The 22,223-nt window shown below is 66.5% G+C and carries 18 protein-coding genes; 7 read left to right on the top strand and 11 right to left on the bottom strand.

The genetic code is table 11. From position 1 onward, the window contains the following. Nucleotides 1–339 precede the first annotated feature (339 nt). Both IB256_RS20250 and IB256_RS20245 read left to right on the top strand, forming a co-directional pair. Complete coding sequence (locus tag IB256_RS20250) at nt 340–1,143, top strand: gamma-glutamyl-gamma-aminobutyrate hydrolase family protein (RefSeq protein ID WP_151189532.1); 804 nt, start codon at nt 340–342, stop codon at nt 1,141–1,143. Between the two features lie 325 nt (nt 1,144–1,468). Then, the gene (locus tag IB256_RS20245) at nt 1,469–2,242 is read left to right on the top strand and encodes an SDR family NAD(P)-dependent oxidoreductase (RefSeq protein ID WP_192289845.1); all 774 of its coding nucleotides are present in this window, start codon (nt 1,469–1,471) and stop codon (nt 2,240–2,242) included. On the opposite strand, the gene chrA is transcribed toward IB256_RS20245, so the two are convergent. From chrA to IB256_RS20210, 7 genes are all read right to left on the bottom strand, one after another. Then, a complete protein-coding gene (chrA, locus tag IB256_RS20240; RefSeq protein ID WP_192403823.1) occupies nt 2,239–3,435 on the bottom strand; it encodes a chromate efflux transporter in 1,197 nt (398 codons plus the stop codon). The genes IB256_RS20245 and chrA overlap by 4 nt on opposite strands. Nucleotides 3,436–3,493: 58 nt before the next feature. After that, nucleotides 3,494–4,747: an RNA polymerase sigma factor gene (locus IB256_RS20235; RefSeq protein WP_192289849.1), complete on the bottom strand. Its 1,254-nt coding sequence runs from the start codon at nt 4,745–4,747 to the stop codon at nt 3,494–3,496. A 279-nt stretch (nt 4,748–5,026) separates the two neighbouring features. Next, nucleotides 5,027–5,467, bottom strand: coding sequence for a YybH family protein (locus IB256_RS20230; RefSeq protein ID WP_225601853.1), 441 nt, complete (start codon nt 5,465–5,467; stop codon nt 5,027–5,029). Nucleotides 5,468–5,499: 32 nt separating this feature from the next. Beyond that, nucleotides 5,500–6,261 carry a DUF899 domain-containing protein gene (locus IB256_RS20225; RefSeq protein ID WP_225601879.1) on the bottom strand — a complete coding sequence of 254 codons (762 nt, stop codon included), beginning with the start codon at nt 6,259–6,261 and terminating at the stop codon, nt 5,500–5,502. Between the two features lie 32 nt (nt 6,262–6,293). Continuing rightward, a complete protein-coding gene (locus tag IB256_RS20220) occupies nt 6,294–6,446 on the bottom strand; it encodes a hypothetical protein (RefSeq protein WP_167523265.1) in 153 nt (50 codons plus the stop codon). Nucleotides 6,447–6,475: 29 nt separating this feature from the next. After that, complete coding sequence (locus IB256_RS20215; protein WP_081517560.1) at nt 6,476–7,006, bottom strand: SRPBCC family protein; 531 nt, start codon at nt 7,004–7,006, stop codon at nt 6,476–6,478. A gap of 72 nt (nt 7,007–7,078) precedes the next feature. After that, the gene (locus IB256_RS20210) at nt 7,079–7,447 is read right to left on the bottom strand and encodes a YciI family protein (protein WP_192403821.1); all 369 of its coding nucleotides are present in this window, start codon (nt 7,445–7,447) and stop codon (nt 7,079–7,081) included. 265 nt (nt 7,448–7,712) lie between these two features. Here IB256_RS20210 and IB256_RS20205 point away from each other — a divergent pair, with 265 nt between their 5' ends. The 5 genes from IB256_RS20205 (at nt 7,713) to IB256_RS20185 (ending at nt 13,763) form a co-directional block, all read left to right on the top strand. Further along, nucleotides 7,713–8,258, top strand: coding sequence for a fimbrial protein (locus tag IB256_RS20205; RefSeq protein WP_192403819.1), 546 nt, complete (start codon nt 7,713–7,715; stop codon nt 8,256–8,258). A gap of 98 nt (nt 8,259–8,356) precedes the next feature. Next, nucleotides 8,357–9,109: a molecular chaperone gene (locus IB256_RS20200; RefSeq protein WP_192403817.1), complete on the top strand. Its 753-nt coding sequence runs from the start codon at nt 8,357–8,359 to the stop codon at nt 9,107–9,109. Next, nucleotides 9,093–11,684, top strand: coding sequence for a fimbria/pilus outer membrane usher protein (locus tag IB256_RS20195; protein ID WP_192403815.1), 2,592 nt, complete (start codon nt 9,093–9,095; stop codon nt 11,682–11,684). Before IB256_RS20200 ends, IB256_RS20195 begins: the two co-directional genes overlap by 17 nt. Then, nucleotides 11,681–13,054 carry a fimbrial protein gene (locus IB256_RS20190; protein WP_192289861.1) on the top strand — a complete coding sequence of 458 codons (1,374 nt, stop codon included), beginning with the start codon at nt 11,681–11,683 and terminating at the stop codon, nt 13,052–13,054. The genes IB256_RS20195 and IB256_RS20190 overlap by 4 nt, the downstream gene beginning before the upstream one ends. After that, nucleotides 13,044–13,763: a molecular chaperone gene (locus IB256_RS20185; protein WP_405306819.1), complete on the top strand. Its 720-nt coding sequence runs from the start codon at nt 13,044–13,046 to the stop codon at nt 13,761–13,763. Before IB256_RS20190 ends, IB256_RS20185 begins: the two co-directional genes overlap by 11 nt. Nucleotides 13,764–13,867: 104 nt before the next feature. Here IB256_RS20185 and IB256_RS20180 read toward each other — a convergent pair whose 3' ends face one another. The 4 genes from IB256_RS20180 to IB256_RS20165 all read right to left on the bottom strand — a co-directional run bounded on the left by IB256_RS20180 (nt 13,868) and on the right by IB256_RS20165 (nt 22,008). After that, a complete protein-coding gene (locus tag IB256_RS20180) occupies nt 13,868–14,518 on the bottom strand; it encodes a response regulator (protein ID WP_192289863.1) in 651 nt (216 codons plus the stop codon). 90 nt (nt 14,519–14,608) lie between these two features. Next, nucleotides 14,609–17,842 carry a hybrid sensor histidine kinase/response regulator gene (locus tag IB256_RS20175; protein ID WP_192289865.1) on the bottom strand — a complete coding sequence of 1,078 codons (3,234 nt, stop codon included), beginning with the start codon at nt 17,840–17,842 and terminating at the stop codon, nt 14,609–14,611. Between the two features lie 144 nt (nt 17,843–17,986). Beyond that, a complete protein-coding gene (locus IB256_RS20170) occupies nt 17,987–19,183 on the bottom strand; it encodes an EAL domain-containing protein (protein ID WP_192289867.1) in 1,197 nt (398 codons plus the stop codon). Next, on the bottom strand, nt 19,162–22,008 hold the full coding sequence (locus IB256_RS20165; protein WP_192403813.1) for an ATP-binding protein: 2,847 nt from the start codon (nt 22,006–22,008) through the stop codon (nt 19,162–19,164). The genes IB256_RS20170 and IB256_RS20165 overlap by 22 nt, the downstream gene beginning before the upstream one ends. Nucleotides 22,009–22,223 lie beyond the last annotated feature (215 nt).

Below are 22,223 nucleotides of genomic sequence, written 5' to 3'. Positions count from 1 at the left end.
GATCCTGAACGGATGCCGTGAAAAAGCGTGCAGAATTTTTCACCATTATGACCAGGCGTTTTAAATAATGGACTTTTCAGCACGTCGAGATATTTAAATAAATCCTTTAAAAACAATCAGATATAAGAATTGTAAGACAGGATTTCGGCCATTATTTTTGACGGCCCGCGTCGAATTCGTTTGACATATTTAACGGCTCTGGCAGGCTGGTAGGCAGGTTTCGACCGGGAAACTTCGCCTTCTGTGCGCTCCCGGCAGTGCTCGGGGCCTCAGGTAGCGCGCCTTTCCGCTGCGCGCCTGCACAAAAACGATGGGCTGCAGCCCGTCCAAAGGTGACATATGTCCAACAGCAACATTGGCAACAAGAAACAGACTCTCCGTAAACCCGTCGTCCTGATGTCCATGGGCAGCCAAGAGCGCAAAGGCCACGACTATCAGGTAATGACCCACAAATACATCGTGCCCCTGGTCGAACAGTCCGATTGCGTGCCGGTACTGGTACCGACCTGCTGCGGCATCGAAGACCTCGAGCAATACCTGGACATGGCCGACGGCGTGTACCTGACCGGCGCCGGCAGCAACATCGATCCGACCCTGTATGGCCAGGAGAATGAAACTCCCGGCAAGGGCCAGGACAAGGACCGCGACAACTTCGACATTCCGCTGATCAAGGCCGCCATCGCGCGTGGCCTGCCGATCTTCGGCATCTGCCGCGGCATGCAGGAAATCAACGTGGCCCTGGGCGGCGATATCTACCAGAAGGTCTATGCCGAACCCGGCTTCAACGACCATCGCGAGAATCCCGAAGACCCGGTCGACGTGCAGTACAGCCCGGCCCACGGCGTTCGCCCGATCCAGGGCAGCTGGCTGCAGCAGCTGCTGGGTGACGAGATCCGCGTCAACTCGCTGCATGGCCAGGGCCTGAAGAACCTGGGCAAGGGCATCGAAGCCATCGCCCACGCCGAAGACGGCCTGGTCGAGGCGATCCACGCCCCGACGCTTTCCTCCTTCCTCTTCGCGGTGCAGTGGCATCCGGAATGGCAGGCGGCGAAGAACCCCGACTCGGTGAAGATCTTCCAGGCGTTCGGCGATGCTTGCCGCGCGCAGGTGAAGAAGAAGCAGGCTCGTGCACTCGCTGCCTGATTCGCTTCCCGCGTCATGAGAAAGCCCGGCATCCGCCGGGCTTTTTCTTTGGTGTTCTCCGCGACGACAAGCCAACTGCCGGAGCGCTCCATGCGCGCGATCGCGGGCATGGCCCGCTCATCGATGGATATCGCTTCGCTCCACACCCTCCTACCTCCGCCCTCCCGGCCGTGATGGTGCGTGGTCGCAAGAGGGGTGGAGCCCAGGCGATACCCATGCTGTCAACGTCATCAGCCGCGCGAATGGCACACCCTGCACGCCCTTGAGGGCGCATCCGGCTAACCTTGGCGATCAGCGAATTCGCTCTGATGAACAAGGTGCAGCCATGAGCAACGACCTCTTCTCCCTCGCCGGCAGGACCGTACTGGTCACCGGCGCTTCCAGCGGCATCGGCGCACACCTGGCGCGCGTGGCCGCCCGTGCGGGCGCCCGCGTGGTGCTGGCGGCAAGGCGCACCGAACGCCTGGTGCAGTTGGCCGAAGCCATCCGTGCCGACGGCGGCGAAGCCCATGCCGTGGCGCTGGATGTAACTGACCGCGCCAGCGTCGAGGCGGCCTTCGACAGCGCCGAGGCGCAGTTCGGTGTGGTGGATGTGGTGCTCAACAACGCCGGCATCGGCAACGGTCAGCGCGCGCTGGAGGTCAGCGAGGAAGACTGGCGCAGCATGCTCTCCACCAACCTCGACGGCGTCTGGCGTGTCGCCCAGTGCGCGGCGCAGCGTCTGGCCAAGGCCGGGCGTAGCGGCAGCATCGTCAACATCGCCTCGATCCTCGGCCTGCGCGTGGGCGGCGGCTATAGCCATTACTGCGCGGCCAAGGCCGGCGTGGTGCAGCTGAGCAAGTCCCTGGCGCTGGAACTGGCGCGCTTCAACGTACGGGTCAACGCCATCGCACCGGGCTACTTCAGGACTGAAATGAACGACGCCTACTTCGACAGCGACAAGGGCCAGGCCTACATCCGCGACACGGTACCGATGCGCCGCCTCGGCCAGCTCAGGGAACTGGAAGGCCCCTTCCTGCTGCTGGCCAGCGACGCCGGCGCCTTCATGACCGGCGCGGTACTCGCCGTGGACGGCGGGCACCTGGTGAGCAGCCTCTAGAACGCCCCCGCCAGCCCTCCGCCCAGCGCGCCCAGCAGCACCAGCGCCCAGGGCGGAACGCGGCCACTGAGCAGCACCAGAAAAGCCAGCGCGACCAGGGAAATGTCGAGCAGACCGACGATGGTCTCGCTGCCGATGGGATGGATCAGCGCCGCCAGCAACAGGCCGACCACGGCGGCGTTCACCCCGGCCAGCGCCGTGCGCAGAGGCCGCTGGCGACGCAGGCTCTGCCAGAACGGCAAGGCGCCGAGCACCAGCAGGAAGGACGGCAGGAAGATCGCCAGCAGGCACAGCAGCGCGCCGCTCGCGCCGCCCGGCGCAGTGATGGCCGCGCCGAGGAATGCGGCGAAGGTGAACAGCGGTCCCGGCAAGGCCTGCGCCGCGCCATAACCGGCGAGAAAGGTCTGTGCATCGACCCAGCCGGAGTCGACCACCGCGCTCTGCAGCAACGGCAGCACCACATGCCCCCCACCGAAGACCAGGCTGCCGACCCGGTAGAAGGCGTCCAACTGCGTCAGCCATGGCCAATGCCACTCAGCCGCCGCCAACGGCAGAAGCGCCAGCAGCGCGAAGAACAGCAGCAGGTAGAAGCCACCCCGACGACGCGACGCGCAATGGTCCGGGCCCACCGAATCGTCCACCGTGGGCGGTCGCAGCCAGACCATGCCAATCAGCGCAGCCGCGAGGATCACCAGCAATTGCACGACAACGCCGGGCCAGCGCAGCGCCACCGCGGTCACCAGGATCATCAGCCCCTGGCGCTGCCAGTCCGGACACAGCGACCTGGCCATGCCCCAGACGGCATGGGCCACCACGGCGACGGACACCAGCATCAGTCCGTGCAGCGCACCGGACGGCAACCACTGTCCATGCCGCAACAGCCCCAGGGCGACCAGCAGCATCAGCAAGGCCGACGGCAAGGTGAAGCCTGCCCAGGCCATCAAAGCGCCCCACTGCCCTGCGCGCAAGGCGCCCAGGGCCATGCCCAACTGGCTGCTGGCGGGGCCGGGGAGGAACTGGCAGAGGGCGACGAGATCGGCGTAGTGCGGCTCCTCCAGCCAGCGCCGCCGACTCACGAACTCCTCACGGAAATAGCCCAGGTGCGCCACCGGCCCGCCAAAGGAAGTCAGGCCCAGGCGGAGGAAGATCAGGAAGACGGTCCAGAGGGAATCGCGCGGCGTCGGTTCGGTCATGGGCACGGGTCGGCAGGGGTCAGTCGCACAGTCTGGCAGTTGGATGTTGCAATGCAATTCAGCGGTCGAGTTCGCGAATCCGCTGCTCCAGGAAGCGCCGTTCCGGCTCCAGCTTCGCCAACTCCAGTGCGCGCTCGTAGGCGCCGCGCGCCTGCTCGCGGCGCTCCAGGCGGCGACAGAAATCGGCACGCGCGGCATGGGCCAGGTGGTAATCCTGCAGGTCGCCACGGGCAAGGATGGCATCGACCTGCGCCAGCCCCGCTTCCGGGCCATCGCGCATGGACAGGGCCACGGCACGGTTGAGTTCGATCACCGGCGAGGGTTGCATCGCCAGCAGCAGGTCGTAGAGGCCGACGATCTCTGCCCAGTCGGTGCTGGCCATGTCCGCAGCGGCGGCATGCACGGCGGAGATCGCCGCCTGCAGGGTGTAGGGGCCGATACGCCGGGTAGCGAGCGCAGCGCTGATCAGTTGCTGGCCCTCCCCGATCAAGGCACGGTCCCAGCGCGCGCGGTCCTGGTTTTCCAGCAACACCAGCTCGCCATCCTCGGCGGTACGCGCCTCGCGCCGCGACTCGTGCAGCAGCATCAGCGCCAGGAGGCCCATCACTTCGGCTTCCGGCAGCAATTCGAGGAGCTGCCGGCCCAGGCGGATGGCTTCGGCGGACAGGTCGGTGCGGGTCAGCGAATCGCCGGCCGAGGCCGAGTACCCCTCGTTGAACACCAGGTAGATGACCCGCAGCACACTGGCCAGGCGCTCCGGCAGTTCGGCGGCTTCCGGCACCTGGTAGGGAATCTGCGCGTCGCGGATCTTCGCCTTCGCGCGGACGATGCGCTGGGCGATGGTCGAAGGCGTGGCGAGGTAGGCGCGGGCGATTTCCTCGGTCTTCAGGTCGCAGACTTCGCGCAGGGTCAGCGGCACCTGCGAGTCCGCCGGCAAGGCCGGGTGGCAACAGGTGAAGATCAGCCGCAGGCGGTCGTCCTCGACGCTTTCGTCGGCCAGTTCTTCCACCGATTGCGCGTCGATCTCCAGTTGCTCGGCGATCTGCGTCAGAGACGCGTCGAAACGCGAACGCCGACGCAGGCCGTCGATGGCCTTGAAGCGTCCGGCAGAGACCAGCCACGCGCGCGGGTTGGCCGGCACGCCGTCGCGCCGCCACTGGTCCACGGCGGCGACGAAGGCTTCGTGCAGCGCCTCCTCGGCGAGGTCGAAATCCCCCAGCAGACGGATCAGCGTGGCCAGCACCCGGCGCGATTCACGGCGATAGACCTCGTCCACCACGTCGCGCAGGGGCTGGTCGGCGTACTCGTGCATGGGGCCGGTGATCCTTGGCGGGAATGGGTCTGCCTATCCTGCACGGATTCGCGGCATGGTGGGAGGTGGCCGGACGGATGCGACGGGGGGATCGTTGCGGGGTGTTACGCAGCACAGTGAAGTTCGGAGTTGGGCCTTGCCCTCACCCCAGCCCTCTCCCACAGGAGAGGGGGCCGATTGTGCCGGCTGACGCCATGGTTTCATCCTGCGCCGAAAAGTCCCCTCTCCCGCTCGCGGGAGAGGGTTAGGGTGAGGGGCCTTTGCTCTTGTAGGAGCAGGTTACGGCTTGGCATCGAACAGCAACTGCCCCGTCGCCGGATCGAAAGGAATCGAGAAATGCTCGTGGGCAATTTTCCACTGCCCCGCTTCGCGGCGCAGGCCGACGCTGACCCGCGCCCAGGAGGCGTTGTGCTGGCCCTTGTCGTCGGTGCCGCCGCAGTAGGCCAGGTAGTGCCCGAAGGCTGTATCGCCGCCGCTCTCGAAGCTCAGCTCATGGATCTCGAAAGTGGGTTCCTTGCACATCTGCGTGCAGTCGCGCCAATGGCTGGCATAGGCCTCGACGCCCTTGAACTGCAACTGCTTCACCGCATCGAAGGCGAGGATGTCGCGGGTGTAGTGGCCGGTGATGCCTTCCACGTCGGAGGCGCGCACGGACTTCAGCCAGCTTTCCAGCAGCGCGTGCAGTTCGCTGTGGATGGCGTTCTTCTGGGCAGCAGTCATCGGGAATCTCTCCGTGTTGTAGTCGGGTCGGCTCAGGAACCGCAGCAGCTGTGCGGCGGCGCGGCCTGGTCGTAGTCGTCGTGGAAGCGCGTCCAGTTCATGCCCTTGCCCTGGTAGTCGGGCATGCCGCCCCAGCCTTCGCCGCGCCCCAGCGGGGTGAGGTCGAGCAGGTGGTAGGTGAACAGCGGTGCCTCCAGCCCGCGGCCGTAGGTCGAGTAGCTGTGGAAGACCTGCTCGCCGTCGCGCAGGAACACACTCATGCCCGGCTGCTCGCCACGCACGTGGTAGTCCTGGCCGAGGCGCTCCAGCTCCGCCTTGTCACGATAGTTGTATTCCACCGGGGCGACCGACTCATCGACGCTGACATGGAAGTCGTAGTTGAAGTCGCTGCCGAACGACGAGTACCACGGGAACTGCCAGCCCATGCGGGCGCGGAATGGCGCGATTTCCTCCAGCGGCGCGCGGGACACCATGGCGAAGGTGGTACCGCGCGCATGCAGGTGCTCCAGCCGGCCGAGGTTGTCGATCAGGTAGGAGCAGCCCTCGCAGCCCAGCCCCGTGTCGCGATGGAACATGAAGTGATAGACGATCAGCTGCGGCCGGCCTTCGAACAGGTCGAGCAGGCGCAGCGGGCCGTGCGCACCCTCGAAGCGGTAGTCCTTGTCGATGCGCACCACCGGCAGCTCGCGACGCTGCGCGTTGAGCGCGTCGCGGGCTTTGGTGGCGGCCTTTTCCTGCTCCAGCAGGCGGATGCGTGCCTGTCGCCAGGCGGCCTGGGACACCACGCGGGGCATCTCCGGAAATGAAGAACCTTTATCGGCCAGTTTCATGTCGCACGCTCCTGGGGGCGTTCCCGTTGCTCGTTGGGCCGGGCGCGGCGCTTGCCGCGCAGGCGGGTGACGGCGAAGGCACTGACGCCGCCGGCGGAAAGGACGCTGGTGACCGCCAGCGTCAGGGTCGATACGCACAGAGGGCACATGGCTCACCTCCTTCAGGTTGCGGGCTGCATCAGCCCTTCTCGGCAAGCGCCTTGAGGCTGGCCAGGCCCGCCTCGAAGTCCTTGCCAACCATACTGTCCACGTCGAAGAACAGGTGCATGATCTTCGCCACGAAGGGCACCGGACCGAACATCGCCCAGGTCACCTCGGTGCCGCCGTCGCGCGGCACCAAGGTGAACTCGGCGGTGTTGCTGGCCTTGAACGGCTTGAAGAAGTCCAGCGCGATGGTCACGCGACTGCCGGGGTCGCTTTCGAGGATTTCCATGCGCCCTGCCCCGGCCTTGCCGTTGCCTTCCCAGGCGTACACCGCACCGCGGCCCTTGTCGGCGCCGGAGAAGCTGCGCTGCATGGCCGGATCGAGCTTCTCGAAGGGCGACCATTGCGCCCACAGGTGGAAGTCCTCGATATAGCCCTGGACCTTCTCCGGCGGTGCCTGGATGCGCGCGCTGCGCTCCACGCGGAAGGTGCCCGGACGATTCGCCGCCAGCACCAGAACCACCACCACGGCCACTACCACCACCAACCCGATCCACTTCAGCATCACATCCTCCTGACGTTGCTCTCTCTTGAAATAAAGAGCCCTTGAAACAAAGAACTCTCGAAGAGCCGGGCCTCAGCGCCCGGCGAAATAACGATCCCAGTCACGCACAGGGCGGACCTCCACGGCACCCAGCCGACCGCTGGGAATCCGCTGGGCAATCTGCAGCGCTTCGTTGAGGTCGCGGGCGTCGATCAGCACGAAGCCGCCCAGGTACTCGCGGGTCTCGGCGAAGGGCCCGTCGGTGACCGCCAGCCCCGTCGCGCCATGCCGCAGCGTAGTCGCCGTCTCCACCGTTTCCAGCGCCTCGGAGGCGAGTACCCGCCCGGCCCGGCGCTGGTATTCGTCGTTGGCGAAGCACTCGTCCATCAGCCGCCGGAACTCGGGCTCGGACAGGCTCGACAGGCGCTGGTCATCCACATAGATCAGACAGAGGTACTTCATGGTCGTCTCCCCGCTCGGTGCGCTTGCAGTTACCTCATAGTCGAAGCACGCGGGCGGGAATCGACAGGCGAGCAAAAGTTTTTTTCCCGCGGCAGGGCAGCGGCCCCCGGCGGCCCCGGCACAGGGCTCTGCCACGGCCCCGGCGCCGTTGGTCAGGCGCCGCAGAAAACCTGCAGCGGCGCTTTCAGATTCGTCTCAGAGCTTTCCGAAAGCTCTGACGGGAAGATTGGCCTGGGAAAAAACCCTGACCATGGAGCTCAAGAGAATGAAACTTCGCGCAACCGCCCTGGCTGTCGCAGCCACCCTCGCTGTGCCGGGCTTTGCTTTCGCCGCCAACACCATCAACTTCAGCGGTGAAGTGACCGACCAGACCTGCTCGGCCGTGGTCGACGGCAACACCGACCCGACCGTCATCCTCGACAGCGTGCCGGTCAGCGCCCTGAACGGTTCCGTCGGCCAGACCACCGGCGAGACCAGCTTCACCCTGCAACTGACCGGCTGTGCCGCCCCCAGCGGCGCCGACGAACACTTCACCACCCTGTTCCAGGCGACCAACGCCACTACCTCGGGCAACCTCACCAACACCGCCGCCAGCGGCGCCACCGGCGTGGCCCTGCAGCTGCTTGACGGCCCGGCCGGCACCCCGGTGAACCTGGCAGGCGGCGCGGCCGTGGCCGCCGGTGACATCGTCCTGGCCGACGGTGAGACCAGCGCCAGCTACGACTACGCGGTGCAGTACATCTCCGAAGAAGCCACCGTGACGCCCGGCCCGGTACTCGGCTCGGTGACCTACACCCTGCGCTACGAGTGATACCTCGCGGCACCGTCCCCGGTGCCGCCTTCCCGCATTGCGCCGCGTCGTTCAGGGGTGACCGCACCCCGAACGCCCCGGCAGGACAGATGATCCGGATGAACGCCCTCCCACTGCGCCCGCTGCGCGCGGCGACGCTTGCGCTCGCCCTGCTGGCAGCCTTCACCGCCTCGCTCGCCCAGGCCAGCGTGGTGATCACCGGCACCCGTGTCATCTACCCCGGCGACGCCCGGGAGAAGACCGTGCAGCTGACCAACAAGGATGGCTTCCCCAACGTCATCCAGGCCTGGATCGACATCGACGACCCCGCCTCCACCCCGGATACCGCCAAAGCCCCCTTCGTAGTGAACCCTTCGGTATCACGCATGGCGCCCGGCAGCGGCCAGACCCTGCGCATCCTCTACACCGGCACCGGCCTGCCGCAGGATCGCGAATCGCTGTTCCACCTCAACGTGCTGCAGATTCCGCCCCGCAATGCCGCCAAGGCCGAGCAGAACCAGATGCTGCTGATGCTGCGCAACCGCCTGAAACTGTTCTACCGCCCGGCAACCATTGCCGGCAGCCCGGAGCAGTTGCCCGAGAAGCTGCGCTTCTCCCTGGTGCAGAACGGCAGCAACTGGAGCGTGAAGGTGGAGAACCCCACCGGCTACCACGCCTCCTTCGGCGGCGCGACGCTCAGCGTCGGCGATCGCCAGTGGAAGCTGCAGCCGAGCATGGTCGCGCCCATGGGCCAGGCCCAGTGGCAGGCGCAGAAGCCTTCGGCACTGCCCGCCGGCACGCCGCGACTGTCCGCCCTGCTGATCAACGACTACGGCGCAAGAGTGGAACTTCGCCATGATCTGCCACGTTGACCTCCACCGTGGACCGCTGCTGCCCTTCGCCCTCGGAACCCTCGCCATGGTGGTCGCGGGGCTGGCCCAGGGCGATGCGGACTACCGCTTCGACGACAGCCTGCTGATGGGCTCGGGGTTGGCCGGCGGCAGCCTGGAGCGGTTCAACCGCGCCGATCAGGTGGACCCCGGCACCTACCACGTCGACCTCTATCTCAACGGTCAGTACGCCACCCGCGCCGAAGTGGAAATGCGCCAGCGCGGCGAACGCGCCGAGCCCTGCTTCAGCGAACGCTTCCTGCGTCAGAGCCTGGGTGCGCGCCCCGACCCGAAGGCCGGCAAGGACGACCAGGGCATCTGCCACTGGCTCACCGAGCGCCTGCCGGACTCGACCTGGAACCTCGACACCGCACGCCTGCGCCTGGACCTCTCGGTGCCCCAGGCGCTGCTCGACATCAAGCCGCGCGGCTATGTCAGCCCGGATGAATGGGACGCCGGCAGCACCATGGGCTTCGTCAACTACGACGCCAACCTCTACCGCTCGAGCTTCGAAGACTCCGGCAGCGGCGGCGATTCGGACTACGGCTACCTGGGCCTGAACGGCGGCATGAACCTCGGCCTGTGGCGCCTGCGCCACCAGTCCAACTACACCTATTCCAGCTACGCGGGGAACACCCGCAGCGACTGGAACAGCATCCGCACCTACGCCCAGCGCGCGGTGCCGGACCTGCGCAGCGAACTGACCCTGGGCGACAGTTACACCGAGGGCAACCTGTTCGGCAGCATGGGCTACCGAGGGCTGCGCCTGGCCACCGACGACCGCATGCTGCCCGACTCGCAGCGCCAGTACGCGCCGCAGGTGCGCGGCACGGCCAACACCAACGCGCGGGTCGTGATCAGCCAGAACGGCCGGAAGATCCATGAGACCACCGTGGCGCCCGGCCCCTTCGTCATCGACGACCTCTACGGCACCGCCTACGACGGCGACCTGGACGTGCAGGTGATCGAGGCCGACGGCAGCGTGTCGCGCTTCTCCGTGCCCTTCTCCGCCGTGCCCGAGTCCATGCGCCCGGGCCTGTCGCGCTACAGCGCCACGGTCGGCCAGGCACGCCAGTACGGTGACGGCAACGACCTGTTCGGCGACCTGACCTACCAGCGCGGCCTCACCAACGCCCTCACCGCCAACCTCGGCACCCGCGTCGCCGAGGATTACCTGGCCGTGCTCGGCGGCGGCGTGCTGGCCACGCCCTACGGCGCCTTCGGCATGAACACCACCTTCTCCAGCGCCACCGTGGAGAACAACCAGCGCAAGCAGGGCTGGCGCGTCGGGCTGAACTACAGCAGGACCTTCCAGCCGACCCAGACCACCCTGACCCTCGCCGGCTACCGCTACTCCACCGAGGGCTACCGCGACCTCGGCGATGCACTCTCCGCCCGCGATGCCGACGAACACGGCGACAGCTGGGACTCGAGCAGCTACAAGCAGCGCAACCAGTTCACCCTGCTGGTCAACCAGGGCCTGGGGCAGTACGGCAACCTCTACCTGTCCGGCTCCACCGCCGACTACTACGACGGCAAGAGCCGCGATACCCAGCTGCAGGTCGGCTACTCCAATGTCTGGCGCCAGCTCAGCTACAACCTGTCCTACTCGCGCCAGCAGACCACCTGGTACCGCGACGTGAACGACGACTATGACCCGTCTCAGCCGCCGCAGTACAACCTGCAGCACGGCAGCAACCGCAACAACACCCTGACCCTGAGCCTGTCCATGCCGCTGGGCTCCACCAGCCGCGCACCGAACCTCAGCGCCATGGCCTCGCGGCGCTCCGGCGACAGCAGCGGCAGCACCTACCAGACCGGCCTCAACGGCACCCTGGGCGAAGACCGCACCCTGAGCTACGCCCTCTCCGCCGGGCGCGACAGCGAAGGCCAGGGCACCGACTTCAACGGCAGTGTGCAACAGCAGACCTCGGTCGCCACCTTCAACGCCGGCTACGCGGAAAGCTCCAGCTACCGCCAGGTCAACGGCGGCATGCGCGGCGCAGCGGTGCTGCACACCGGCGGCCTGACCCTCGGGCCCTATGTCGGCGACACCTTCGCCCTGGTGGAAGCCAAGGGCGCCAGCGGCGCCGGCGTGCGCGGCGGCCAGGGCGCGCGGGTGGACAGTAACGGCTATGCCGTGGTGCCCTCGCTCTCGCCCTACCGCTACAACCCCATCAGCCTCGACCCACAAGGCATCGACGAGAACGCCGAGCTGGTGGAAACCGAACGCAAGATCGCCCCCTACGCCGGCGCCGCCGTACTCGTCGAGTTCAAGACCCTCACCGGCCACCCCCTGCTGATCCAGGCCAGGCTGCCCGATGGCCAGCCGCTGCCGCTGGGCGCCGATGTGCTCGACGGCAATGGTGTGAACATCGGCATGGTCGGCCAGGGCGGCCAGGTCTATGCCCGCGCCGAAGGCGAGAAAGGCCGCCTGCGCGTGCAGTGGGGCGAACGCCCGGAAGACGGCTGCCTGCTGCCGTACGACCTCAAGGGCGCCGACGTCGACCAGGTACTGGTCCGCCTGCAGGCAACCTGCCTACCGGAGGCTTCATGAACCCTATCCTGCGCGGCCTGCCGCTGCTCGCCCTGCTGCTTGCGCCCAGCGCCTGGGCCACCTGCTACAAGGTCACCGGCGTCGGAAGCGCCACCACCACTCTCACCTACCAGATCCGCCCCGGCGAGGGCGTGGCCGGCGCCTGGCCGGGGGATGGCGCCTGCGATACCTGTAACGGCTCCCTTGGCCTGCCCAGCGTGATCAACGTCAGCGACGCCAGCTTCCAGCCCGATGGCAGCCTGATCGCCAGCGCCATGTCGCCCATCACCCAGTACGGCAACTCCGCCGGCTACGACGCCGAGCGCGTGTTTTTCCGCTGTGCGGCGGGAGATGCGGTCTACGAGATGTTCTCCACCAATGGCGACGACCTCTACAGCGGCTGGTACCAGGGCGGCGACAGCGTGGGCAACTCCATCGGCCTGACGGCGGCCTACCGCACCGCGTGGCCGAACGTGCTGCTGCGCCTGACCCACGTGGAAACCGGCCAGTACTTCACCGACGTCTGGCGCGAGCGCCAGCTCAGCGGGCTGGATATCGACTCGCGTGGCTTCCAGCTGGTCAAGGCGAAGAACCTCAGCGCGGTACGCGCCGAACTCTTCAGGGCGCCGCTGGAGTCCACTCAGGGCTATTCGCCGAATACGAAATCGCAGCTGTATGGCCGCACCCAGCCCGCCGGTTACATCGCCATCAAGGGGCCGGGGCTGGCCTACCCCACCGTCGGCCAGTCGCACTACGGCAACTACAGCGGCTGGCATTACAACTGGCCGGGCGCCATCGGCCTGTACGGCGACGTCACGCTCAAGCGCTACCCGACCTGTGCCGTCACCAACGTCACACCGCATGTGGTATTCCCATCGATCTCCATCGGTGAGATCAATGCCGGCGCCAACCGCGAGATGCCCTTCCAGGTCGACTTCAAGTGCCAGAGTGGCGTGCTCAGCAGCACCACCCCCAGCACCAGCCAAACTGGCACCAGCGGTACCGCCCTGGGAATCAAGGTCTCCGCCGGAGCGTTGGCGGCCGCCCCTGGCCTGGGCCTGGTGAATGCCAACGGCGGGCTGTCCTACCTGGTCTCCGATCGATACGGCGAGCCGGGTATGGCCCAGGGCGTGGGCATCCGCCTGCTGCGCAATGGCAGCACGATGAACCTGCTGTCCAACGAGGATTCCGCCAACGGCAGCAACGCAGAAGCGCGCGGCTGGTACCCGGTCATCGGCAACGCCTCGAACAAGACAGGTGAAGTGGGCGGTATCTCCCAGTACAGCGAGACTTTCCGCGCCCGTCTGGAAAAGCTCAGCCTCGGCAGCATGCCCACCGTGACCCCCGGCCGCGTGGAAGCCACCGCCCAGGTGGTGATCCGTGTGCAGTAAACGGCTGCTCATCGCGCTGTTCGGCCTCGCGCTGCTGGGGGCCATGGAGGTTCACGCCGGGGTCACTGCCGAGCGTACGCGGGTGATCTTCGATGCAGGCCAGCGCGAGGCTTCGCTGGCGCTGGTGAACCAGAACCCTTACCCGGTCATCGTCCAGACCTGGATCGACGACGGCGATCTCGACGCCGCGCCGCAGACCGCGCAGGCGCCGATCATGCCCCTGCCCCCGGTATTCCGCCTGAACCCCGGTCAGCAGCGCAGCCTGCGCCTGCTCTACACCGGCGAGGCGCTGCCACAGGACCGCGAGTCGCTGTACTGGCTCAACCTCTACGAGATCCCGCCGCAATCCAGCGAGCCGCTGGCCGAAGGACAGTCGCGCCTGACCGTCACGCTGCGCACGCAGATGAAGGTCATCTATCGGCCGCGCTCCCTGGTGAAAGACGCCGAGGAAGCTGCGCGCAGACTGGTCTTCCGAAGGGCCGGCAATGCGGTGCAGGTGGAAAACCCCACCGCCTACTTCATCACCCTGGCCGGCGCCGAAGTGCGCCAGGGCAGCGCCGGTTCGCCGCTACCGGCCGACCTGTTGCCGCCGTTCTCGCAGCGCGTACTGGCGCCAACCCAGGCCTTGCCGGCAAGCGCTGGCGAAGTGCGCTACCTGTGGATCGACGATGGCGGGAACAGCCGGCAGGGCACCGCGCCACTGCGCTGACGACCGAAGCGACGGCCCCCCTGTAGGAACGCGCCATGCGCGCGATCGCGCTCCTGCATCTCTGGTAAGCGGCCTGCTCCTGCAGGCGAAGCGCGGCACTGGGCCTACTGGAACAGATTGGCCATCACACAGAACGTCAGCAGCGACTGGTCGGTATCGACGTCCAGCTTGCGCATGGCGGAGATCTTCTGCGCACTCACCGTCTTCACACTGCGGTTGAGCAGCAGTGCGATGTCACGCACGCTCATCCCCGAGACGAAGTGGCGCAGCACTTCGTACTCCTTGACCGACAGGCTGGCGATACGCCCCTCCACATCGTCGCCGCTGGACAGCACGCTGCTCGAGGACTGCATGCCCGGCCCCCGGTAGATACGGTCCTGGGACAACGCCTTGAGCGCCACCAGGATCTCGTTGAGGTCGCCATTTTTCAGGATCACTCCTGACACGCCCAGGTCGTACAGGCTGGAGAGGATCAACGGATTGGACAGCATGGTGAGGATCAGGATGCGCGTGCCGGGGAAATTGCGCAGCAGGAACTCGATCAGCTTGATGCCGTCGCCATAGGTCTGGTCGCCCGGCATGTTGTAGTCGGTGATGACGATAGCCGGCCGCTGCTCGCGGTACAGGGCCACCAGTTCGCTGGAGTTGTGCGCCTCGCCGATCACCTCGAAGCGATCGTCCCGTTCAATCACCTCGCGAACCCCCATCAGGACGATGGGATGGTCGTCCGCTAGTGCCACTCTGACTTTTTCCATGAGTTTCTTGAGTCCCAACATTTGCGATCGTCGGCCGGCCACAGAGGCACGGCCACTCTTCCAGAGTAGCCCCGGTTACCGGACAGGCTCTCAGAGGCTGGCCAGGGCCGCCTCGATTCGTCCCAGCAGCGCATTGACCGCCGCGGACAGCTCCGGCCCGGCAGGCTGCGCGATCAGCGCCTCCTCCACCGCGCCGCAGGCATCACTCAGGCCATGGGCCTGGACCACCGCGAGTGCGCCGCGCAGGCGGTGCACCTGCTGGCGGACAGTCGCCAGGTCGCCGACCTGCAGGCCGTCAGCCACACCTTGCATGTCCTGGCGCATGGTGCGCAGGAACAGCTCGCGCATCTTCTCCGAGACCTGGATGCGGTCCTGCGCCGGCTCCTGTCCCTGCACCGGGTTTTCCGGCAGCTCTGCCGTCGCATGGCCGCAGACCTTGAGCAAGCCGTCGTGCAGCGTGCGCAGGCTCATCGGCTTGACCAGCCAAGCGTTCATTCCCACCGCCATGCAACGCTCGCCCTCCTCGCGCAGGGCATTGGCAGTGACGCCGATGATCGGCAGCCAGCTGTCCTGGCGACGCAGTTCGCCCACCAGTTCGTAGCCATTCATCACCGGCATGTTCACATCGGTCAGCAGCGCATCGAAGGCGCCGGGCGCCCAACGCTGCAAGGCCTCGCGACCGTTGCTGGTGAGGGTGACGCGGCAACCCAGCTCCTCGAGCTGCTCCTTGAGCAGCGCCTGGTTGATCGGGTTGTCCTCGGCCACCAGGACCCGCAGGCCGAGCTTTCCCAGTCGGGCGACACGGGGAATCTGTCGGGCCTCGCCACCTCCGCCTTGCTGTGCCAGACGCAAGGCCTGGCCGATCCCGGACAGATGGTAGAGGCTGACCTCCCAGCCCAGGACTGAAGCTTGTGGCTGCACGCTGGCCTCGGTCAAAGCATTTACCCGCGCGCCGCTCCATAGCGGCTCATCGCCGGCCTCGAGCAGGTCCAGCAGCACCGCACCAGGCGGAACGTCCAGCGGCAGCTCCTCCTGGACCAGCGCCGAGCCCCCCCAGCAGTCGACCCAGGCGGCCAGGTTCTGCGCCAGCTCCTTCACCGGCGCCCGTACATAAACCGGTTGCGGTAGCAGCGGCGCGTCGTCAACCAATGGCTGAGCGCGCTCCAGCACCGGCAGCGCCAAGGTGAAGGTGAAACTGCTGCCCAGCCCGGTTTCGCTGACCACCCGCAGCTGTCCCCCCATCAGGTCGCTCAGTCGCGCGCAGATCGACAGGCCCAGACCGGTACCGCTGACCGTGTGCTCGTGGCCGTGAGCCTGGTAGAAGGGTTCGAACAGCCGCTGCTGCTGCGCGTCGGACATGCCGATGCCGGTATCGGTCACCTGCCACTGCAAGGCCGTATCGCCCTTTTCGCTGGCCACGATGCGCAGCCGCAGCACCACCCGCCCCAGGTCGGTGAACTTCAGCGCGTTGCTCAGCAGATTGGCGAGAATCTGCCGGATGCGCGCAGCATCGCCACGTACCAGGCCCGGAACGTTCGTGTCGATGCACGCATAGAGCTGCAGCTCCTTGCCCTCGGCCACCCCCGCGTACCCGGCGACCACCTCCTCGGCCAGCTCCAGCGGATTGAATTCCACCGCTTCCAGGGCCATCTGCCCGGCCTCGATCTTGGACACATCGAGGATGTCGCTGATCAGTTGCAGCAAGGTCGAGGACGAGCGCTGGATGGTGGCGAGATAGTCACGCTGCTGGTGGCTCAGCTCGGTCAGCCCGAGCAGCTCCAGGGTGCCCAGCACTCCATAGAGCGGCGTGCGGATTTCATGACTCATGGTGGCGAGGAACACCGATTTCGCTTCGCTGGCGGCATCTGCCGTGAGTTTGGCGTCGGCCAGCATCTGCTGCGCCTGCTTGTGCGCGCTGATGTCGTTGAAGGCACAGAGCACCACATTCTCGCCACGGTAGCGGGTCGGCGCGAAGCTGGCGTGCAGGGCACGCCCTTCCACCTCGAAGACCAGCTCGCCGTTGCCCTCGCCAACCCTTCCGCTGAGGTCCCAGTCGCGACTGATGCGGGTGATGGCCTCGCTGTCGCCCAGCCATTGCTCCGCCAGGCGGTTCTGCATCACCACCTGGTGGCTGCCATGGCGCAGCACGCACAGTGCCACCGGCGCGGTCTGGATTACCGCACGGCTGAAGGCGTCGCTTTCGACGATGTCCAGATGCGCGCGGCGTGCCGGTTTGATGACCCGCCGCGAGTACCAGCGAATGGCGAACCAGCCACCCGCCAGGCTACCGAGGATCAGCGCCAGGGCGCCCAGGAACTGCCACTTGGCGTAACGGAAGAAGCTGGCGTAGCTCAGGCGGTAGAGCGCGGTCCAGCCACCATTGAATTCACTGCGGACCTTGAATACCAGGCCATCGGAGCTGACATTCAGGCCGTCCTGGTAATCCTTCTCGCCGCCGGGGAAGTCGATCAGCACCTGCCCGGCAGGCGAGATCAGCTCCAGCTCGTCGAACACCGGGCGGTCGAGCACCTGCTCAAGGTCGTTGATGCGCCCCAGGTCCAGGAGCGACACGGCGACGACGCGACGGTCCAGGTCCGATTCCCACCACAGCGCATCGGGAAGGTCGAGGCTGACGTAGGCCAGCAGTTCGCGACTCTCACCAGCGGTGTAGGACTGCGCCTGCGCCCAGTGCACCTGGGTATCGCTGCGCTTGGGCGAGCGCTGTTCCAGCGCCTCGCGAACGCTCTCGATCACCGGCAGGTAGTTGACCCGCGTCAGCGGCCGTTGCCCGCGGAAATTGCCGATGGAAGGCACCGCCAGGCTGGTGGGTCCGTGCAGGTCGAGCACCAGCACCTGCGGCGAAGGGAAGGACGAAGTGCTCCAGTAACTGCTGTAGAAGTTCGCCAGCATCACCCCGAAGGAGAAAGTGCCGGGGCGATCCTGCGGGGCGGCGGGGCGCACCTGCTGCGCCAGGGTGAAGGACATGGCGAAGGAAAACTCGCGCCCCTCGTGGATTTCCATGCCGTGTTCGCGGACCAGCATGCGCCGCTGCAGCGGAATCACGTCGAGGTCCTGGCGCTGGGTGGACTCGTCGCTCTGCAAGGCAATGCGGTTGAGGAAGGCCTCATGCTCGTGGATGTCACCCACCAACCGGCTGAAATGGAAATGCACCTTGTCGCGCTCCTCCTGCACCACCCGGCCGAGGGCCCAGTAGCAGGCACCAACCAGCATCAGGGCGAGGGAGACGGCGCACAGCAGCACGACGTTCAGGCGCAGCGAAGTGCTGGCCAGTTTACGAATCGAGCCGTTGTCATGTTCCTTCATGCATAGCATCCGGTGTCGCGGAAAGAGGCGGCGGAGGGCCCGCCGGATACCAGCAGACTGTAGATGTGAGTCAGGCATTAGGCGACCCGACGGGCCTTTCGAGACCGACGATCGCCCTGGCATCTGCGATGATTCTGCCGTGGATCAATGAGCCATCGCGGAGCGTTCCTGGAGCAACTGGCGGGTAAACACGGCCGGCGGCACCGCCTCGGAGAACAGGTAGCCCTGGGCGCAGTCACACCGCAGCCGGCGTAGCAGCGCCAGCTCGTCAGGATGCTCGACGCCCTCGGCGATCACCTCCAGTCCAAGCTGCCGGCCGAGCTTGACGATACTCTCCAGCGCCGCCGCCAGCCCCTCGTCGTCCACGCAACCATGCACCAGCGCGCGGTCGATCTTCAGCTCCGTGAAGGGCGTCGACACCAGGTTGTACAGCGAACTGTAGCCCTGGCCGAAATCGTCCTGGGCGAGGCCGAAACCCTTCATGCGCAAGCGACAAGTGCCGGCGTAGTAGTTCGCCGGGGTCGCCGTGCTGCTGCATTCAAGCAGTTCGAAAACGATGTGCGCCGGTACGCCGCCACGGGCAGCGACGAAGGTCGCAAGCCGGTCCGGCAGCTCCGGATCATCCAGCAGATGGGTCGGCAGATTGACCGCCACCGACAGGTGGAAACCCAGCCTGCCCCAGTCTGCCTGGGCCTGCAGAGCCTGTTCGAGCACGGTCCAGAGCAACGCTTCGTCCAGCCCGGCGGCAGTCAGCGCCGCCATGAAACTGCCCGGCTGCAGCACACCGTGGCGAGGGTGCTCCCAGCGCACCAGCGCCTCCGCCGCGACGATACGGCCGTCGATCAGCGAGGCCTTGGGCTGGAACCACGCACAGAACTGCCGCTGCGCCAGGGCCTGCTCCAACTCCTCACGAGTCGGCACCGGGATCTGCGGTGCGCGCTGCTGCTCCTCGCGTTCCTGGCGTGTCATGAGCTTTTCCAGCAGGCGACGGATCACCGGTGCGCGCGCAGGCTTGGCGATCTGCTCCAGCACGGTGATGCCGTGGGCGCGGGCGACCATGCAGGCACTGCCCATCAGCGGGCGCGAGGCCGAACTCATGATCGCCAGCAGCGGCGGATGGCTCAGTGCGGCCAGCCGCTGGATCAACTGCACACCGTCAAGGCCTGGCATCATCAGGTCGCTGACCACCAGGTCGAAGCGTTCCTGCTCCAGCCAGCGCAGTGCCTCAGCGCCATCCTCGGCGGCGCGCAGGTGCACTACGCCCTGCTCGCGGAACAGATTGAGCAGGTACTCCCGCTGGAAGGGCTGGTCTTCGACGATCAGGATTCGCTGATGTCGCACGGCGGCACCTCCGCGGGCAGGCTGGTCAGGCATTGGCGCAGGGTGCGCAGGTCCACCGGTTTGAGCAGGCAGAGGTTCATGCCGGCAGCGAGGCAACGTTCGTTCTCCTCGTGCATGGCGTTGGCCGTGGCGCCGACGATCGGCCCTCGATAGCCGCGCTGGCGCAGCGCACGGGCCAGTTCGTAGCCGTTGATATGGGGCATGTTGACGTCGGTGAGCACCACGTCGAAAGCATCGGGCTGCCAGCGCGCCAGCGCCTGCCGGCCATCGGCGGCGAGCTCGACTGCGCAACCGAGCATCTCCAGCTGGTCGCGCAGGATCAGCTGGTTGATCGGATTGTCCTCCACCAGCAACACGCGCAGGCCGAGGCCGATATCGGGCAGTGTCTCAGCCAGGCGCGCGCCCTCGCCACTGGTGCAGCCCTGCGCCGCCGCCAGTGCACGACGCAGTCCTTCCAGGTTGTAGCGGCCCACATGCCAGTCGCAGCCTTCCTGGCGTGGCTGCTCGCCGCCCAGGTCGGTCACCAGCACCCGGCAGCCCCGCCAGGCAGGCAGCGGCTTGCGGTCATGGGGATTGAAGCGCAGGTCCACCAGCACGCTGGACGCATCTTCTTCGAGCGGCTGGTCGGTGGCCACGACCTGGGCCCGCGCGCCCCAGCGGGTAATCCAGCCGCAAAGGCTATCGGCCAGTTCGCGGGTCGGCGCGTGCACCCACACCATCGCATTGCACAGCCTCGGAGCGCCGGACGTCTGGCGATCCACGCATTGCAACGGCAGGCTGAGGGAAAAGCTGCTGCCCAGCCCCACGTCGCTGACCACCCGCAGCTGCCCGCCCATCAACTCGGTCAAGCGCCTGCAGATCGACAGGCCGAGCCCGGTCCCGCCTGCCATGCGGGCGTTGCCGGAAACCTGGTAGAAAGCGTCGAAGAGGTTCTCCTGCTGGTCCTCGGGAATGCCGATGCCGGTGTCGGCTACCTGCCAGTGCAGGGTGTCGTTCCAGCCTTCGCCGGTCTCGGCGCGCACGCGCAGCACGATGCGTCCGCTGTCGGTGAACTTCACCGCATTGCTCAGCAGGTTGTTGAGGATCTGGCGGATGCGCGTAGCGTCGCCCAGCACCCGCTCGGGCATCTGCGAGTCACAGCAGGCATAGATCTGCAGGCCCTTGGCGCGAGCCGCAGCAGCGTACGACTGAACGCTGTCGAGGGTGAGTTCCAGCGGCGAGAACTCCACCGGTTCCAGGCCCAGCTGGCCGACTTCGATCTTCGATACATCGAGCACATCGCTGATCAGCTGCAGCAGGGTCGAGGACGAGCGCTGGATGGCGCGCAGGTAGCCCGACTGCTGGTGATCCAGCGCCGTGCGGCCGAGCAGCTCCAGGGTGCCCAGTACACCGTACAGCGGTGTACGGATTTCATGGCTCATGGTCGCCAGGAACAGTGTCTTGGCCTCGTTGGCGGTGTCGGACAGGCGCTTGGCTTCGGCCAGCGCCGCCTCGGTCTGCTTGCGCGCGCTGATATCGCTGAAAGCGCAGCAGAGCACTTCCTCGCCCTTATAGCGGGTCGGCGTGTAGCTCAGGTACAGGTGCCGGCCGGTATGGGTTTCCACCTCTTCCGAGCCACCCTCCTCGCCACTGCTGAAGCCGCGTTCCAGCCAGCCATGGCTCCAGTAACGACGTTCGTCGCCACTGCCCAGCCATTGCTGGGCGAGGCGGTTCTCCAGCACCACCTCGGCATCGCTGCGCCGCAGCACACAGAGCGCCACCGGCGCGGTCTGGATCATCGCGCGGGAGAACCCCTCGTTCTCCACCAGCGCAGTGAGGCGGTGCTGCGCCGGGACGATCAGGCGCCGGTTGATGCGCCGGCACATGCCCCAGACCAGCAACGAGCAGCCCAGCAGGAAGGCGAGCGATGCGAGGATCCTGGGCCACATCGGCAGCAGCAGGTCGTAAAGGTTGAAGTAGTAGATCAGCGACCAGTCGGAGCTGCCCAGGTGCTTGAGCAGCGCCAGGTGGCTGGGCAGCAGGCCGGGCCCGCTGAAGGCGAAATTGTCGCCATCCCACAGGTCGCTGAACTGCAGGCCGAGCTGCGGCGCCACCGCGCTGCCGAGGATCGCCCGGTGATCGCGATCGAGCAGCAGGAAACGCCCGGCCTCTGGCACACCGAAGGCAGCGGAGAGGTCGGCGCCGAACAGCTCGAGCCCTAGCCAGCCGTTGTCCTGCTCGCTGGTCACGCGGGTGAACAGGTACTGCCGCGCCTGCGGGTCGGTGGGGTCGGCGAGCCAGCGTACCTGTCGCTCCTCTCTCGGCGTACCGGGTTGCGCCAGCGCCTCGAGCACCGACGGCGGCACCACAGCGTTGAGCGCAGGCGCCCCGTACAGCCGGTTCACCGAGCGATCCGGTTCAGGGGAGACATAGATCAGGTTCAGCCGCTTGGCTTCCATCTCCGCCAGGTCGCGCCCGGACAGCGCCAGGCTCCAGCTGGAACCGGGTTCGCCGAGGGTGACGAATATCTGCTCGTGGGGCGGCACCGGCACACTCAACTGACGCCACTGCACCAGCGGCTCACGCAACTTCCAGGTCACGCCCCGGCTGATGTGCTCCAGCAGCGACTCGCGCTGGCCGAGATAATCCTGAGCCTCGTACATGGCCGCGTTCATCTGCCGGCGCAACTGCGACACCTCGCTATTGAGGCTCGCAGCAAGGAACAGGCTGAGGGTGAAGAAAAGGCAGGCGATCACCACCCAGGCCAGCAGACGAAGGAGCTTTCGGGCCGCCTTCGGGGTGGAAAAGGACGAATCCTGACGACGAAGGAACTGCTTGAGTTTCATGGCCGCCAGCCTCTCGAACAGCCGACGAATAGAACATCAGACAAATCTAAAAAGTTCGAAACCGGAACAGATTAGGCACTTGGAGAGCCTGACTCTTCAGGGTGTTTTCCAGGCATCGTCCGGCTGAGCGTCTATCTTCCTCGCCTGGGCGCTCGAATTTTTTCGACCCTTTGCAGGTGGTGAACGCCTGGCCAGTCCTCTTGCCCGCAAGGGGG

The sequence above is a fragment of the Pseudomonas sp. PDM17 genome (genome assembly GCF_014851985.1).
Classification (GTDB): Bacteria; Pseudomonadota; Gammaproteobacteria; order Pseudomonadales; family Pseudomonadaceae; genus Pseudomonas.
This window is presented reverse-complemented; position numbering and strand designations above follow the sequence as displayed.